The sequence below is a fragment of the Octadecabacter dasysiphoniae genome, assembly GCF_021532615.1.
Classification (GTDB): domain Bacteria; phylum Pseudomonadota; class Alphaproteobacteria; order Rhodobacterales; family Rhodobacteraceae; genus Octadecabacter; species Octadecabacter dasysiphoniae.
Map to the genome: position 1 here is coordinate 294702 of NZ_JAKGAQ010000002.1, position 17504 is coordinate 312205.

A 17504-nucleotide genomic window follows, 5' to 3' on the forward strand; every position below is an offset into this window, starting at 1 on the left:
ATCGCTACAGTTGGTTACTCGAAAAATTGAAGAAATATATTCTCTTCAGCCAGCGCTAATAGATCCCGACATACGTTCCATGGATTCGTTGAAGTGAGGGTGATCGGCAATGACCCCTCACTATCCCCCAGTGCGCCGAAAAAAATCTCCGCTGCATTGTCTTCCTGATTTTCCCCGCCATCGAGGAGAATACTCAAGATCGGTTCAGGCTCAATCTCGCTCATATCGCCACTCAACAAACTGGTACGGATCGAAAGAGTCTCCGCGCGGGCGTAATCAACCAGGGAATCCGAAATGGTCAAATTGCAATCCTCGCATTCAAAGCTCCCAATCTTTGAGGCCACAAGTTCGATAGCATATGCCCCCAGCAGCACCTCGTTATCCAAATGCATATTTCTGAAAGATCGACCACGAAGATCTTCGTTAGAAAGCACTTTTAGGCGATCGAGAATAATAAGCGCACCATAGGCCACCGCGTCGTCATCATCTAGCAGAAGAAATTTGAGCGCTTGGACAACTTGAGCAGAGATTTGTTTACTGCTTCCAAGGTTTGTAATCGCCGCTATGACAGATCGACTTGGGGGTCTCTTCAACTGAACATCGTCGCTTAGGGACGCACCACATCCTTCCCCATCCCGAATGTGCCATACTGATCGAGCAGTTTCGTCGGTGTTGTCGTCCTGAATGGTTCGTTCCGAAATCTGATTAACTGAAGACTCCAATTGCCCTCTCAACTCGCTCACCAGTGAAATCGTCATGATTTCGTTCTGCATTTCGAACTGCGTGGATTGTTCCTGCATCCGTTCGGTTTGCGCCTTCATCAGCTCGCCCTGCTGGCCCATCAGCACGGTCTGCTCAGTCAATTTACGGTTCTGTTCAAACAACAAAACCGTACCCGTAAACGCACCGAACGCCAAAAGCAGGCCCAGCGCCGATGCAATCACCCAGCGATAAAACCCCGACCAGACGTACCAGCCTGTTGCCGATTTGGCGAAGGCCTGCGCTTCAGTTTCGGCCGTGGCGCGATCACCGTGCGCTGCGGCAGACACGCCCTTAACCAACGACGACAAAACATCATCCAGCGATGTTTCCGCGGTGCCCAGAACGCGGCGTAACAAACGGTCGCGAAAGAACAGGACTATGACCAACACGACAATCAGAACGCTGATCGCCCCGAACAAGAACACCGCGACGTTGCGCGCAAATTCATCCGCCGCGCCCCAGATGCCGACGGCCACCGGAATAATCAGCAACGCCGCCGCGAAAAAGCCGATCCAGAATGCAAGATGTTTAACCATTGCAGGATCAAAGCCCAGCGGCGTGCGACGCACAAGGCCCCGCATCAAAGATTGGCAATAAGTCCAGATTGCGCTCTGCGTACTACCAAACTACGTTGCGGCCATGGCGCTACCCGTTGAAACCTTCTTTTTGCAGCCCGATTCTGAGGGCACGTTGCAGACGCAAATCCGCCAACTGGTGGCGGAGGGTATCCTTGCGGGTCGCTTTCGCCCCGGTGAAAAGCTGCCCTCATCGCGCAAGCTGGCCCAGCATCTGGGCGTCAGCCGCATCACCGTGACGCTCGCATTTACGGAACTTCTGGCGGATGATTACATCGTCGCGCACGGGCGGTCCGGCTATTTCGTATCCGAAAATGCGCCCGAACCACCCCAGTTTCCCGCCAAAGCCAGCGAAACAAGCACCGTCGATTGGACCCGCGCCATCGGCCAGCGTTTCATCACGCCCGACGTCATGACCAAACCCGCCGATTGGTCGAAGTACCGCTATCCGTTTATCTACGGTCAGGCCGACCCCGCCCTGTTTGATGCCGCCAATTGGCGCTTGTGCGCGCTTGAGGCCTTGGGCCGGCGCGATTTCGATGCCCTCACGGCGGATTATTTTGACAATGACGATCCAAAGCTGGTGGATTTCATCGCGCGCCAGACGCTGCCACGCCGCGGGATCCTCGCCAAACCGGATGAAATCCTGCTGACACTGGGCGCACAAAACGCGCTGTGGCTGACAGCGCAGGTATTGCTGACACAGCGGCGCACCGCCGCCATCGAAGACCCGTGTTATCCGGCCCTGCGCGGTATTCTGGAACAATCGCGCTGCCACCTGCACCCGATCACGGTGGATCAGGACGGCCTGCCCCCTGATGCCCTGCCCGATGGCACCGACGTTTTATTCACCACCCCCAGCCACCAATGCCCCACAGCGGCGACCATGCCTATGGCGCGGCGCACAGCATTGCTGGAAAAAGCCGAACGCGACGATTTCCTGATCGTTGAAGACGACTATGAATTTGAAATGTCGTTCCTCAAACCTCCGTCCCCCGCGCTCAAATCCCTCGATAAGAACGGGCGGGTGATTTATGTGGGCAGCTTTTCCAAATCGATCTTTCCGGGCCTGCGGCTTGGCTATCTTGTCGGCCCTGCACCCTTTATCCGCGAGGCACGCGCGCTGCGGGCCAGCGTTTTGCGCCACCCGCCCGGCCATATCCAACGCACGGTCACCTATTTTCTGTCGCGCGGACATTATGACGCACTGGTGCGCCGCATGGGCCGCGCCTTTCACGAACGCCGCAACGCCATGGACAAAGCCCTTGCCGATCACGGCCTGACGGTTGCCGGGTCCGGCAGTTTTGGCGGATCATCCCAATGGATGCGCGCGCCCGAACACATCGACACCATCGAACTGGCACGGCGTCTAAGGGAAAAAAGCGTGTTGATTGAACCAGGTCACTCGTTTTTCGGCCAGTCAGACCCGCCGCGCAATTTCTACCGCCTCGCCTACAGCTCAATCCCGACGGCGCGCATCGCAGACGGGATTGAAATTTTGGCCCGCACGTTGCGGGAAATGACCTAGGCCCACACGGCCCCGCCACCGATCCAGTCTAAAAGGATGGACAATTTAGGTCAAAAATGAGACCTATAGTCTTAATTCCACAACTGCTGGCGCTAAACCCAGCAAACAACTGGACCTAACGGTAGGCTTATCAACGCCTTAGGTTGCGATCAAACTTGGACAGAGGGGATTCCCAAATGAAAATGACGACCGAAGAAGCCTTCGTAAAAACACTTCAGATGCACGGCATCGACAACGCATTCGGGATCATCGGGTCGGCCATGATGCCGATTTCCGATATTTTTCCTGATGCGGGCATCAAATTCTGGGACTGTGCCCACGAAACATCCGGCGGCATGATGGCTGACGGTTTCACCCGCGCCACTGGCAAAATGTCCATGATGATCGCGCAGAACGGCCCCGGCATCACGAACTTCGTGACAGCTGTGAAAACTGCCTACTGGAACCACACACCTGTCCTTCTGGTCACACCGCAGGCTGCCAACAAAACCATCGGCCAAGGTGGTTTTCAGGAAATGGAACAGATGAACCTGTTCGCCGATTGTGTGGCCTACCAAGAAGAAGTCCGCGACCCCACACGCATCGCCGAAACGCTGAACCGCGTGATCATGCAAGCCAAACGCGCCTCCGCACCGGCACAGATCAACATCCCGCGCGATTTCTGGACACAAGTCATCGACGTCGACCTCCCAGTGATTGTCGATTTTGAATTGCCACAGGGCGGTTCCGGCGCTGTCGAAGAAGCAGCCAAGCTGTTGTCTGACGCGAAATTCCCCGTCATCCTGAACGGCGCAGGCGCGATCCTGTCCGCTGGCGGTATCGACGCATCGCGCGTGTTGGCTGAAACCCTCGATGCGCCAGTATGTGTTGGCTACCAGCACAACGACGCGTTCCCGGGCAACCACCCACTTTACGCAGGTCCATTGGGCTACAACGGCTCAAAGGCCGGCATGGAGCTGATCTCGAAGGCCGACGTTGTTTTGTGCCTCGGCACACGCCTCAACCCGTTCTCAACGCTGCCCGGTTACGGCATTGATTACTGGCCCACAGACGCCAAGATCATTCAGGTTGACCTGAACCCTGATCGCATCGGCCTGACCAAAAAGGTTACAGTCGGCATCGTGGGTGACGCAGCCAAAGTTGCAACAGCGATTGCCGAAAAGCTGTCAGACACTGCTGGCGACACGGACCGCAAGGCCCGCACAGAAATGATCGCACAGACAAAATCTGCATGGGCACAAGAACTGACATCCATGACAGAAGAACAGGACGATCCGGGCACAGACTGGAACGTGCGTGCACGTGCCGCCAAACCCGATTGGATGGCCCCACGCATGGCATGGCGCGCCATTCAGGCCGCACTTCCGGTCGAGGCGATCATTTCCTCTGACATCGGCAACAACTGCGCGATCGGTAACGCCTACCCGTCGTTCAATGAATCCCGCAAATATCTGGCACCCGGCCTGTTCGGCCCTTGTGGCTACGGCCTTCCGTCCATCGTTGGCGCGAAAATCGGTAAGCCTGATGTGCCTGTGGTTGGGTTCGCCGGTGACGGCGCGTTCGGTATCTCCGTCAACGAACTTACGGCGATTGGCCGTGGTGACTGGCCTGCGATCACACAGATCGTGTTCCGCAACTACCAGTGGGGCGCGGAAAAGCGGAACTCCACACTCTGGTTTGACGACAACTTTGTCGGCACAGAACTGGACGAAGGCGTTTCTTACGCTGGTATCGCCAACGCATGTGGCCTGAAGGGCGTCGTTGCACGCACACAGGAAGAACTGACAGCAGCACTTGCACAGGCGATCAAGGACCAGATGGAAAACGGCATCACCACGCTGATCGAAGCCATGATCAACCAGGAATTGGGTGACCCGTTCCGCCGTGACGCCATGAAGAAACCTGTCGAAGTGGCCGGTATCTCCAAGGACGACATGCGCCAGCAAACGGTTGCTTAAATTCGTCTGAGACAATCGGCCGAGGCGGGGTTACCCTTGCCTCGGCCAAACTATTTCTAAGGGGATTTTGGAATGAGCTTTCTGTCTGACGCTGTGGCTGGACCGCCCGCCAACATTATCAAGCTCGCGCAAGACGCCCCTTCCCCTCGCGTGGCCATCGCCCGCGCCGGTGCCCCCCTTCCCATGCTCGCCGCCAAAGAAGCGACCGAAGCCAACATGATGATCCCCCTGTTCACAGGTGAACGCGCGGACATTCTGGCCGAAGCCGACAAACTGGACTGGGATATCTCAGGCTTTGAAATCATCAACGCCGAGGGTGAGGCCGCATCGGGCAAAGCCGCCGCAGAGGCCTGCGGGCGCGGTGATGCTGACGTTTTGATGAAAGGCCAATTGCACACAGACGCCTTTATGCGCGCCGCCGTGTCACGCGATGCAGGCCTGCGCACGGGCAAACGGTTCGTGCATATTTTCCACATCACGACGCCGGATGGCACGAAATCCATCACGATTTCAGATGCCGCCGTGAACGTGAACCCGAACCTCGACACCCGCAAAGACGCCACACAAGAAGTCGTCAGCCTGCTGCACAAAATCGGCAACCCCCGCCCCAAGGTCGCATTCCTGTCCGCCACAGAATCCCCCATCGAAAGCGTTCCGTCATCCATGGAAGGCCGCGCATTGCGCGACTGGGCGATTGAAAACATCACAGACGCTGATTTTTCCGGCCCGCTGGCGTTTGACCTTATTATGTCGCCCAAGGCCGTGCAGGCCAAAAAGCTGACGGGTGATCCTGTCGCGGGTCAGGCCGACGCGATCATCGTGCCCGACATCGTATCAGGCAACGCGCTGTTCAAATCCTTCGTCTACCTCTCGGGTGGTTGCGCGGGTGGCATCGTTATGGGGGCCAAGGTTCCGATCCTTTTGACATCGCGCGCCGATCCGTCTGCGGCACGGCTCAGTTCAATCGCACTGGGCGCAATCGTGGCGGCGTCTGCATGATCTTAGTCGTCAATGCAGGGTCCAGCTCGATCAAGGTGGCGCTGTTCCAGCCCGACCTGACGCAAGTGATGGCCGGGCAAGTCAGCGGCATTGGCGGCGCACTGGCCCACATTGACCTTGGCAAAGACGACAAAGATATCGCCGCGCCAGATCACGACGCCGCCCTCAAGGCGATCCTTGCGTCGCTGGCCGCCCAAGGCGTCGCGATTGACCAACTGACCGCCGCCGCCCACCGCGTTGTTCATGGCGGCACGTCGCTGGTGCAACCGTGTCGCATCACCGATGATGTGGTTGCAGGCATTCAAGCCGCGACCCCGCTCGCCCCGCTTCACAACCCCAACAACCTTGCGGGCATCCGCGCGCTGCAAACCCTTGCGCCCGACCTGCCGCAATTTGCATCCTTCGGAACCGCGTTTCACGCAACAAACCCCGACGTGGCCACCGCCTACGCGATCCCCAAACGCGACCGCGATATGGGCATCCGCCGCTACGGGTTCCATGGGCTGTCCTACGCGTGGATCGTCACCCAGTTCGAAGACAAATTGCCTGACCGCCTGTTGGCCTTCCACCTCGGATCCGGCGCATCCCTTTGTGCGATCCATAAAGGCAAATCCGTCGCCACATCCATGGGCTATTCCCCGCTGGATGGTCTGACGATGGGCACACGGTCCGGCGCGATTGATGGCATGGCCGTGCTGCGCATGGCTGAAATCCACGGACCAGTCGAAGCATCCCGTCGCCTGAACAAAGATTCCGGCCTCAAGGGGCTGGGCGGGGCCAACGACATGCGCCTTTTGTTGGCCGCCGACACACCCGATGCCAACTTTGCCGTTGATCATTTCTGCTACTGGGCGGCGCGCCACGCAGGATCAGCCGTTGTCGCGATGGGCGGGCTGGATGCTGTGGCGTTCACGGGCGGCATCGGCCAGAACAGCGCCGAAATTCGCGACCGGATCATGGCACATCTGACCTTCTTGGGCGATGTGCCCGTGCATGTGGTCAAAGCCGACGAAGAACGCCAGATCGCGCTTGATGCAACCAAATTGGGTGCCCTGTGATGGAGTGGATCCTGGCCACCACAGACCTGACGCAAAACGAATTTCTCGTCGTCGGCGCGCTGGCCATGTTGGCAGGTGTCGTGCGCGGCTTTTCGGGCTTTGCCCTGTCGGCTATGGTCATGGCAACCGCCATCGTGATCCTGCCCCCCGTTGAATTGATCCCGATGTTGTGGTGGCTGGAAATGTCCGCGTCCATCCTGATGTTGAAAAACGGCTGGGCCGAAGCAGACCGCCCGATGACATATGGCCTCGTGATTGCCGCGCTGATCGGTTGGCCCTTGGGGCTTTGGCTCACGGTGTCGATCCCTGTCGACGCCTCCAAAACGCTGGCACTTTCGATTATCGTCGTCCTTGCCGCGTCCCAGCTTGCCAAAATCCGGCTGGATTTTCTGGCATCAAAGGCGGGCCTTTACGGCACCGGGATCGCCGCTGGATTTGTCAGCGGCGTGGCCCATGTCGGTGGCATGGTGGTCGCGTTTTACGTGCTTGCCGCAGACAAACCCGCCGCCGTCATGCGCGCGTCACTGGTGCTGTATCTGTTCCTCGGATCGGCCACATCGATGATTGCGCTGCTCGCATTTGGCGTCATGGATTTTTCCGGCGCATCACGCGGGCTGGTCTTTGCCATTCCCACCATGATCGGGGTGTTCCTTGGTCAACAACTCTTCACCGAACGGCTCGCACCCTATTATCGTCCGTTCTGTCTTATCCTTCTCATCGGCCTCGCGTTGCTTGGCCTGATCCGCACACAACTTAGCTAGAGGTCACGCACATGCCCAAAGACCAGCCCGATCTGGACCTGTCCCCCAAGGTTTCCGACGAGATTCGTAAAACGACCTGCTACATGTGTGCCTGCCGCTGCGGCATCAACGTGCACATGAAAGAGGGCAAGGTTGCCTATATCGAAGGCAACAAAGACCACCCCGTCAACCAGGGCGTTTTGTGCGCCAAAGGGTCTGCGGGCATCATGCAGGTCAACGCACCGTCCCGCCTGAAGGCCCCGATGAAACGGGTCGGCCCGCGCGGATCTGGTGAATTCGAAGAAATTTCATGGGAAGAAGCGCTGACAATCGCCACCGATTGGCTGGCCCCCGTGCGCGAAAAGCACCCCGAAAAACTGGCGTTCTTTACGGGCCGCGATCAGTCGCAATCCTTTACGTCGCTTTGGGCCCAAGGGTTCGGCACACCAAACTACGCAGCCCACGGCGGGTTCTGTTCCGTGAACATGGCCGCTGCTGGCATCTATACGATGGGCGGCGCGTTCTGGGAATTCGGCCAACCCGATTGGGACCACACCAAGATGTTCGTGCTGTTCGGTGTCGCCGAAGACCACGACAGTAACCCGATCAAAATGGGCATCGGCAAAATCAAGGGCCGCGGCGCGCGCGTCGTTGGCGTGAACCCGATCCGCACCGGATATAACGCCGTGGCCGACGACTGGTTCGGCATCACACCGGGCACCGATGGTCTGATGATCATGGCGCTGATCCATGAGTTGTTTAAGGCGGGCAAGCTCGACCTCGATTATCTTGCGCGCTTCACCAACGCGTCCTGCATCGTCAACGAAGACCCGAAATCTGATGAAAACGGCCTTCTGATGCGCGATGACGATGGCCAGCCTTTGGTGATCGACAAAAACACAGGCGATCTCGCCCCATGGAATGGCATCGGCGTTGAACCTGATCTTGCAACAACCTACCGCAAGGCCGGCGTCACCCACCGCCCCGTGTTCCACCTGATGGCGGATCGCTTCCTTGATCCGCAATACGCACCCGACAAAGTGGCAGAGGCCACGGGCATTTCCGCAGACCGCATCAAACAGCTCGCCGCTGATATGGCGCACGTCGCGTTTGAGGAAGCGATCGAACTGGACCGCCCCTGGACAGATTTCCGCGGCAAAAAGCACGACAAGATGATCGGGCGTCCTGTGTCCATGCACTCCATGCGGGGCATCTCTGCGCACTCCAACGGGTTCCAGACCTGCCGCGCGCTGCACACGCTGCAAATCATCCTTGGCGCAGTGGAAACACCCGGCGGCATGCGGTTCAAACCGCCCTACCCCAAACCGGCCACAGCCCATCCCAAGCCACATGGCAAAGTCACACCGGGCGCGGCTCTGAACGGGCCGCACCTTGGGTTTGCGCACGGTCCTGATGATTTGCTGCTGCACGACGACGGCTCTGCGATCCGTATCGACAAAGCGTTCACATGGGAAAACCCGCTGTCGTCCCACGGCATGATGCACATGGTGATTTCCAACGCCCACGCAGGTGATCCCTACAAGATCGACACGCTGTTCATGTATATGGCGAACATGTCGTGGAATTCGTCGATGAACTCCACCGGCGTGATGGAGATGTTGACAGACAAGGACGAAGAAACCGGCGAATACGTCATTCCCCGCATCATCTATTCCGATGCCTATTCATCGGAAATGGTGGCCTTCGCCGACCTGATCCTGCCCGACACCACATACCTTGAACGTCACGATTGTATCTCCCTGCTGGATCGCCCGATTTGTGAGGCCGACGCCGTGGCCGACGCCATCCGCTGGCCCGTCGTCGAACCGGACCGCGACGTGCGCGGGTTCCAATCTGTGCTGTGCGAACTTGGCGCACGGTTGAACCTGCCCGGTTTCGTCAACGAAGACGGCTCCCAGAAATACGAAGACTACGCCGATTACATCACCAACCACATCCGCCGCCCCGGCGTGGGCCCCTTGGCGGGCTGGCGCATGGGCGAAGACGGGTTGCAAGACGGGCGCGGTGATCCGAACGAAGGCCAATTGGACAGCTACATCGCCAACGGCGGCTTCTGGCACTCAGAAGTCCCGACAGAGGCGTCCTATTACAAACCCTTCAACATGGCCTATCAGGATTGGGCCGTGAAAATGGGCTTTTTCGATTCAGTGCAGCCCTACATCTTTACGCCCTACGTCGAACCCCTGCGCCGCATGCAGCTCGCGGCCGAAGGGCACGGTCGTGTGCAGCCACCCGACCATCTGCGCCAACAGATCAAAGACACGATGGACCCGCTACCGATCTGGTACGCGCCATTGTCTGACAATCTGATCGACACGAACGAATACCCCGTCCACGCGCTGACGCAGCGCCCCATGGCGATGTATCACAGCTGGGGCACCCAGAACGCATGGTTGCGCCAGATCCACGGATTAAACCCGCTGTACGTGCCGACCAAGATTTGGGACGAAAACAAATTCAAGGACGGTGATTGGGCAAAGGTCACATCGCCAAGCGGCGTCATCACCGTGCCTGTCGCCCACATGGCCGCGCTGAACGAAAACACAATCTGGACGTGGAACGCCATCGGCAAACGCAAAGGCGCTTGGGCGCTTGAAGAAGACGCGCCAGAGGCAACCGAAGGCTTCCTACTCAATCACCTGATCCACGAACTGCTGCCCGAACAGGCGGACGGGATGCGGTGGTCAAACTCCGATCCGATCACAGGACAAGCCGCATGGTTTGATCTGCGCGTGAAGATCGAAAAAACCACAGCACCCGCGGAATCCCAGCCCGCGACACCGGCGCAAAAATCGCCCGTTGGCAAAGGCCCCAAATCCCAAGCCTGGAAGGTCGGAAAATGAGAAAAACCCTCGTGCTCATTTTCGCGGCCCTCGCGCTCATGATCGGATCATTCATCTGGTTTGTCGTGACGTGGGATGCCTCGGCAGAAAAACCAATAAGTTCGGTCCACCCAGACGCGGACCCATACCAGACCCATACCGGAACCATACCAAACCCATACGGTGTTTTATGACAACTTTACCCACCTCCACCGAAAAGAAACTCGGCCTTGTGATCGACCTTGATACCTGCGTCGGTTGCCATGCGTGCGTGATCTCATGCAAAGGCTGGAACACCGAAAATTACGGCGCACCCTTGTCTGATCAGGACCCGTATGGCGCGAACCCGACAGGCACTTTCCTGAACCGGGTGCACAGTTACGAAATCCAACCAAAAGACGCGCCCGCCCAACTGATCCACTTTCCAAAATCCTGCCTGCACTGCGAAGACGCCCCCTGCGTCACCGTGTGCCCGACAGGCGCAAGCTACAAACGGGTCGAAGACGGGATCGTTCTGGTCAACGAAAGTGACTGCATCGGCTGCGGGCTGTGCGCATGGGCTTGTCCTTATGGCGCGCGCGAAATGGACGCCGAAGAAAAGGTCATGAAAAAGTGCACCTTGTGCGTGGACCGTATTTATAACGAAAACCTGCCCGAAGAAGACCGCGAACCAGCCTGCGTGCGCACCTGCCCCAGCAATGCGCGCCACTTCGGTGATTTCGCCGATCCAGACAGCAACGTCAGCGTATTATCCCGCGAACGGGGCGGTATGGATTTGATGCCGGAAATGGGCACCAAGCCTGTGAACAAGTACCTGCCGCCACGCCCCAAAGACCGTGACCGCAGCGAAGACGTCGACATCCTCGCGCCGTTCCTTGAACCTGTCGCCACAGAAACCACCGGGTTCCTCGGGTGGCTCGATAAGGCACTCGAATCCATGCCGGGAGGGAAGAACTAATGCATCCAGCACCTTCAGTTATCTTATTTTCAACGCTGTCCGGTCTGGGCTTTGGCCTGCTGGCATTTCTTGGGTTTGGCATGCCGTCCCCAACGGGATGGGTGGCGTTCGTGTTCTTCACGCTCGGTTATCTGCTGGCCGTCGGCGGGTTGATCGCGTCCACGTTCCACCTTGGTCACCCCGAACGCGCGCTTAAGGCGTTCAAACAATGGCGGTCCAGCTGGTTGTCACGCGAAGGCATCTGCGCGGTCGCGGCCCTTTTAATTATGGGGATTTATGCGATTGGCGCGATTTTCCTGGGGCAAATCTGGTCAGCCGTCGGGTTTGTGGGGGCAGTCCTTTCGATCGGGACAGTGTTCACCACATCAATGATCTACACCCAGATCAAAACAGTGCCGCGCTGGCACAATGTCACCACGCCGATCATGTTTCTAAGCATTTGCATCGCAGGCGGTGCGCTGCTTGCCGCGCAAGTTTCCTTGGCGATGCCACTGCTGGCCATCGCTGGTATCGCGCAGATTGCCCATTGGGTTCTGGGTGACAAAGCGCTGAAAAACTCTGGCACCACACTGGCCACAGCGACAGGCCTTGGCGCACGCGGTGACGTGCGCGCGTTCGAACCGCCACACACAGGCACCAACTATCTGTTGAAAGAATTCGTCTATGTGATCGGGCGCAAACATGCGGCCAAGCTGCGTATTCTGGCAATCGTGCTGATGGTCGGCCTGCCGCTGGTTTTGCTGATGATGAGCCATTCGCACATCCTTGCGGGTCTGGCTGTGATCAGCCACCTCGTTGGGGTGTTTGCGGCGCGTTGGTTGTTCTTCGCAGAAGCAGAACACGTCGTGGGCCTGTACTACGGCAAACGCTGAATCCACGCGTTAGACACAAAAAAGGGCGGGTCATGAAGGCCCGCCCTTGTGCTATTCTGGATCACCATCCGTTACGTGCGGATGCGGGCCTCGGTCTCTGCGTCAAACAGATAGACACGTTTGTCTTCAAAACTCAGGCCGACCATCTGGCCCTCTGACACACGCTCATCGCCGCGCTCTTCGATGACGATACGTTCGCCGCTGTCGGACACGAGGTAGGCATAGCTGACCCCCCCAAGGCTTTCGGTGAGGTCCACACGCAATGCGTCCCCAGCAGGGTCAATAACTAGGTGTTCAGGGCGCAGGCCAACGCTGACTGCTTTGCCTTTGTAAGCCGCCGCGATCTTCATCGGGATTGATGTCTTGAGCGCTGGAACATCCACCGCGCCATCCCCCACAACACCGTCCATAAAGTTCATTGCAGGGGAACCGATGAAACCCGCAACGAATTTGTTGTCGGGGTCGCGGTATAGATCCATCGGCGCGCCGACCTGTTCGATCACGCCCATGCGCAGCACGACGATCTTGTCGGCCAATGTCATGGCCTCAACCTGATCGTGGGTCACATAGATCATCGTCGCGCCGATTTCCTTGTGCAAACGCGCGATTTCCACGCGCATTTCAACACGCAGTTCAGCATCGAGGTTGGACAGCGGTTCGTCGAACAAGAACACCTCGGGTCCACGCACGATCGCACGGCCAATCGACACGCGCTGGCGTTGACCGCCGGACAGGGCGGCAGGTTTGCGTTCCAGATAATCCTCAAGCTTGAGGATACGTGTGGCTTCTGCGACCTTTTCTTCGATTTCCTTCTTGGGATGGCGGTTCATCTTTAGACCGAACCCCATGTTTTCCTTCACGGTCATGTGCGGGTAAAGCGCATAGGTCTGAAACACCATCGCCACGCCGCGCTCGGATGGGTCCATGGTGGTCACGTCGCGGTCCCCGATGGCCATCGTGCCACCTGTCGTTTCCTCAAGGCCCGCAACCATGCGCAACAGTGTCGACTTACCGCAGCCGGACGGGCCGACGAACACACAGAACTCACCGTCTTTGATCTCAAGGTCGATCCCGTGGATCACCTGCACGTCGCCGTATTTCTTGATGACTTTATTTAGCGTTACACCGGACATGATGCGGTCCTTTCAGTTTATGTGTTGGCGTTGACCGGAAAGTGCCAGCTGGCAGCTTCTTTTGAGATGGCCTGCGCCGTCGCGCGGATACGATCCACGAGGCTTTCGAGCCCCGCAAGGTTTGTGCGGGTCGTTGTGCTGGTGACCGACAAGGCCCCAAGCACACGGTTCGTTTCGGTGAGGATCGGCAGTGCGACACAGATGATCCCCGGTTCATGTTCTTCGCGGTCAAACCCGTAGCCATTGGCGCGAATATCGGCGAGCTCACCACGCAGGCTGGCCTCGGATGTGTGGGTCGTGTCGGTGAAACGGTGGTAGCTTTGCTGGGCCAGAACCTCTGCCAGTGCAGGGTCAGGCAGATAGGCTAACATAACCTTGCCGACACCCGTGCAATAGGCGGGGCCAACTTTGCCGGACTGGCTGTACATCTGCACGGGTTCGGCGGCGTTGCGTTTGTCCACATAGATGACTTGCGCCGTATCAAGTTGCGCAAGGTGGACGGTTTCGCCGACGTCCGCGCTTAGCTGGTCGATGTGGGATTGCGCGATCGGCGCAAGCGAAGCGGTTTGCCACGCGGCATGTGCAAGGCGCACCAAACGTACGCCCGGCGCATACATTCCGCGGTCCGGATCGAACGACAACATGCCCTGATTGGTCAGCGTTTGAACGAATCGGTAAAGTGTCGCTTTGGGAAATGGTGACGCATCAAGCAGCTCGGAAAATCGCACCGGGCGGCCAAAAGATGCCACTTGGTCCAATACTTCCAATGCCTTACCGACGGTTCCGTCGCCTGACGCGCTCATGATGTCCTCCCGAACTGCGAAGGTCCTCCAACCTTCTTGTTGACAACCATGGGCGAGTCGCGATTAGATTTCAATATTCAAAACCAAGTTTCAAATAATGAAACTGGTTGGAATGGAATCTAAGGGAGGAAACCATGAATTCCATCTATAAGGCGTCCGTTGCGGCGCTTGCATTGGGTGTTGCATCAACATCTGCTTTCGCTGACGGGCACACTGTGTCGGGCGAACTTCGTATTGTGTCTGACATGTCCAACCCTGCGCCGCGCGCAGTGATGGAAGGTCTCGTCGCTGACTTTGGCGCGCTGAACCCTGACCTGAACATCGAGCTGACGATCGTTGATCGCGAAGCTTGGAAAACACAGATCCGCAACTCTTTGACAGCTGACGCGCCAGACGTTGTGAACTGGTACGCCGCCAACCGTATGGGTCCATACGTTGAGGCCGGCCTGTTTGAAGACGTGTCCGACATGTACGAAGACGGCTCCTTGCCAGGTCTGGACGCTGTCAAAGGCGCGATGACACTGAACGGCGCACAGTGGGGCGTTCCTTACACGTTCTATCAGTGGGGCATCTACTACCGCGAAGACATCTTCAACGAGCTTGGCCTGGAAGAGCCGACCACGATGGAGCAGGAAATGGCGAACTGCCAAGTCATCCTCGATTCCGGTCGTAAGTGTTACGCAATCGGCACCAAGTTCCTTTGGACGGCTGGCGGCTGGTTCGACTACATGAACATGCGCACAAACGGTTTTGACTTCCACATGGAGCTTGCCCGTGGCGAAGTTGAATGGACAGACGAGCGCGTTGTCCAGACATTCGAAAACTGGGCTGCCTTGATCGAAATGGGCGCATTCATCGACGACCACCAGTCTTACAGCTGGCAGGAAGCGTTGAAGTTCATGACAGACGGTGACGCAACAGCATACCTCATCGGTAACTTCGCTGTGGCACCTATGCGTGACGCGGGTCTGGACGATAGCCAGATCGATTTCTACCAGTTCCCAACGATTGCGGACGTTCCACAGGGCGAAGATGCCCCAACGGACACGTTCCACATCCCGGCACAGGCGTCAAACAAAGACAACGCCCGCGCATTCCTCGCCTATGTTGCTTCTGCTGACGTTCAGACAGAAATCAACGCAGGTGCGGCTTTGGGTCAGCTGCCAGTGAACGCCAACTCCGGTGTTGATGCAGACGAGTTCCTCGAGCAGGGCTTTGACATGCTGTCCAACAACGCACAGGGCGGTGTAGCGCAGTTCTTTGACCGCGACTTCCCAGCTGAAATGGCCTCCGTGGGCATGGAAGGCTTGCAGGAGTTCATGGTGTTCCCAGAGAACCGTGATGACATCCTTGAGCGTCTTGAGGACGCACGTCAGCGCATCTACCAGTAAATTGACTATCGGGGGCGGGTCTTCGGGCCCGCCCCCACTCACTTCGCTTAACCCATCCGCAAGCAGCCCGTTTTCACTTTGGTGCTTCTTTCGCATGTGTTGACCCGACAGGAGACGATCATGGCCACTGCCACCACGCAACGAAGCTGGTACAAACGCAACGAGATCGCGGTGACCCCGTGGCTGTTCTTGCTACCCGGCATCGTCATGTTCGCGCTTTACGTGATCTTTCCGATTTTCCAGTCGTTCTGGATTTCGTTCCACCAGTGGGACGGCCTGGGCGAAAAGACATGGGTTGGCCTAGCAAACTATGAACGCCTGTTGGGCGGTGATCGCAAATTCGAAACATCGTTCTGGAACAACCTGCGTTGGTTGGTTTTGTATCTGCTGGCCATCCCGATGGGTTTGTTCATCTCGTTGTTCCTGAACCAAAAGGTGTTCGGAATCCGGCTGTATAAGTCGCTGTTCTTCTTCCCGTTCGTGATTTCGCAGGTCGTTGTGGGCTTGGTGTTCTCATGGTTCTACCTGCCCGGCGATCTGGGTTTGTTGAACGTCGTGATCGGGTTCTTTGGTTTTGAACCTGTAAACATTCTGGGCCGCGCAGAATCCGCGACCTATGGCATCATCGCGGCGGGCCTGTGGCCGCAGACGGCCTATTGCATGATCCTATACCTCACGGGGCTAAACTCGGTTGATCCCGAACAGGTCGAAGCCGCGCGTTTGGATGGGGCCAAAGGCCACCGCATGTTGTGGCATGTGATCCTGCCGCAGTTGAAACCTGCGACGTTCATTGCGTTTGTTGTGACAATCATCGGCGCGCTGCGGTCTTTCGACTTTATCGCTGTGATGACGAACGGTGGTCCGTTCGGATCGACCCGCGTTCTATCGTTCTACATGTTCGAGGAATCGCTATCTGAATTCGGGTTCCGGATGGGGTACGGCGCGGCCATTGCCGTGGTTCTGTTCTTCATCATGCTCGGCTTCATCACATACTTCTTGTGGTCCATGTACCAAGACGAAAAAGGAGCGCGCTGATGTTTCCGACCCCGCTAGAAAAAACGTCCCGCCAATGGCAAATCGGCTATCAGGTGCTGCTGCCCATCGTGCTGATCATCTGGCTGCTGCCACTGATTGCTGTTGCTGTCTTTTCGATCAAACCGGACGCGGATTTCACCAATGGTAACTATTGGGGCATGCCGTCTTCGTTCGAAATGTTCACCAACTACGGCAAGGTCTTTTTCGAATCCGATATGCCGCGCTATCTGCTGAATTCGGTCTTCATCACCGTTCCGACAGTGATTGGCTGTATCGTTTTGTCATCCATGACGGGCTTTGCGCTGGGTGTTTATAAATTCCGCGGTAACTTGTTGATCTTTTTCATGTTCATCGCCGGTAACTTCGTTCCGTTCCAGATTTTGATGGTGCCCGTGCGCGACCTGACATTGTCGATGAACCTGTATGACACCAAAACCGGGCTTGTTCTGTTTCACATCGCGTTCCAGACGGGCTTTTGCACGTTGTTTATGCGTAACTTTATCCGCGCCCTGCCGTTCCCGCTGATTGAGGCTGCCCGCGTTGAAGGCGTGTCTGAATGGCGCATTTTCTTGTTCGTGGTCCTGCCCCTGATGAAACCCGCGCTGGCCGCATTGTCCGTGCTGATCTTTACGTTCATCTGGAATGACTACTTCTGGGCGATCGTGCTGACGCAAGGTCCGGACAGCCAGCCCGTGACAGCCGGCATCACGTCGTTTAACTCCCAGTATCGGGCCGCCTATCATCTGATGTCAGCTGGTTCGATTGTCGCTGCATTGCCACCTGTCGCGATGTTCTTCTTGATGCAAAAGCACTTCATCGCAGGCCTGACCCTCGGCGCTGTCAAATAAC

14 protein-coding genes are annotated in these 17504 nt (G+C 57.4%); 11 read left to right on the top strand and 3 right to left on the bottom strand.

The annotated features are described in order from the left end of the window. Window positions 1-14: 14 nt before the first annotated feature. Window positions 15-1343: a hypothetical protein gene (locus L0664_RS08335; protein WP_235225192.1), complete on the bottom strand. Its 1329-nt coding sequence runs from the start codon at window positions 1341-1343 to the stop codon at window positions 15-17. A gap of 58 nt (window positions 1344-1401) precedes the next feature. Between L0664_RS08335 and pdxR the strand changes: the two genes are divergently transcribed. From pdxR to L0664_RS08375, 8 genes are all read left to right on the top strand, one after another. After that, entirely contained in the window at window positions 1402-2865 is a 1464-nt protein-coding gene (gene pdxR, locus L0664_RS08340) for a MocR-like pyridoxine biosynthesis transcription factor PdxR (protein ID WP_235225193.1), read from the top strand. Window positions 2866-3041: 176 nt separating this feature from the next. Further along, window positions 3042-4823 (top strand): sulfoacetaldehyde acetyltransferase, encoded by a 1782-nt coding sequence (xsc, locus tag L0664_RS08345; RefSeq protein WP_235225194.1) that lies wholly within the window; start codon window positions 3042-3044, stop codon window positions 4821-4823. 72 nt (window positions 4824-4895) lie between these two features. Beyond that, window positions 4896-5822: a phosphate acyltransferase gene (locus L0664_RS08350; RefSeq protein WP_235225195.1), complete on the top strand. Its 927-nt coding sequence runs from the start codon at window positions 4896-4898 to the stop codon at window positions 5820-5822. Continuing rightward, a complete protein-coding gene (locus tag L0664_RS08355; protein WP_235225196.1) occupies window positions 5819-6880 on the top strand; it encodes an acetate/propionate family kinase in 1062 nt (353 codons plus the stop codon). The genes L0664_RS08350 and L0664_RS08355 overlap by 4 nt, the downstream gene beginning before the upstream one ends. Continuing rightward, window positions 6880-7641, top strand: a complete 762-nt coding sequence (locus tag L0664_RS08360) for a sulfite exporter TauE/SafE family protein (protein WP_235225197.1) — start codon at window positions 6880-6882, stop codon at window positions 7639-7641. Before L0664_RS08355 ends, L0664_RS08360 begins: the two co-directional genes overlap by 1 nt. 11 nt (window positions 7642-7652) lie before the next feature. Next, on the top strand, window positions 7653-10484 hold the full coding sequence (locus L0664_RS08365) for a molybdopterin oxidoreductase family protein (protein ID WP_235225198.1): 2832 nt from the start codon (window positions 7653-7655) through the stop codon (window positions 10482-10484). Window positions 10485-10653: 169 nt separating this feature from the next. Further along, window positions 10654-11421 (top strand): 4Fe-4S dicluster domain-containing protein, encoded by a 768-nt coding sequence (locus tag L0664_RS08370; RefSeq protein WP_235225199.1) that lies wholly within the window; start codon window positions 10654-10656, stop codon window positions 11419-11421. After that, complete coding sequence (locus L0664_RS08375) at window positions 11421-12293, top strand: dimethyl sulfoxide reductase anchor subunit family protein (protein WP_235225200.1); 873 nt, start codon at window positions 11421-11423, stop codon at window positions 12291-12293. Before L0664_RS08370 ends, L0664_RS08375 begins: the two co-directional genes overlap by 1 nt. A 71-nt stretch (window positions 12294-12364) precedes the next feature. On the opposite strand, the gene L0664_RS08380 is transcribed toward L0664_RS08375, so the two are convergent. Then, a complete protein-coding gene (locus tag L0664_RS08380) occupies window positions 12365-13426 on the bottom strand; it encodes an ABC transporter ATP-binding protein (RefSeq protein ID WP_235225201.1) in 1062 nt (353 codons plus the stop codon). A gap of 17 nt (window positions 13427-13443) precedes the next feature. Beyond that, the gene (locus tag L0664_RS08385) at window positions 13444-14229 is read right to left on the bottom strand and encodes an IclR family transcriptional regulator (protein ID WP_235225202.1); all 786 of its coding nucleotides are present in this window, start codon (window positions 14227-14229) and stop codon (window positions 13444-13446) included. Window positions 14230-14363: 134 nt separating this feature from the next. On the opposite strand from L0664_RS08385, the gene L0664_RS08390 reads away from it, so the two are divergent. The 3 genes from L0664_RS08390 (at window position 14364) to L0664_RS08400 (ending at window position 17503) form a co-directional block, all read left to right on the top strand. Beyond that, window positions 14364-15620: an ABC transporter substrate-binding protein gene (locus L0664_RS08390; protein ID WP_235225203.1), complete on the top strand. Its 1257-nt coding sequence runs from the start codon at window positions 14364-14366 to the stop codon at window positions 15618-15620. A 120-nt stretch (window positions 15621-15740) separates the two neighbouring features. Then, a complete protein-coding gene (locus L0664_RS08395) occupies window positions 15741-16655 on the top strand; it encodes a carbohydrate ABC transporter permease (protein WP_235225204.1) in 915 nt (304 codons plus the stop codon). Beyond that, window positions 16655-17503, top strand: coding sequence for a carbohydrate ABC transporter permease (locus tag L0664_RS08400; protein WP_235225205.1), 849 nt, complete (start codon window positions 16655-16657; stop codon window positions 17501-17503). Before L0664_RS08395 ends, L0664_RS08400 begins: the two co-directional genes overlap by 1 nt. The last annotated feature ends 1 nt before the right edge of the window (window position 17504 follow it).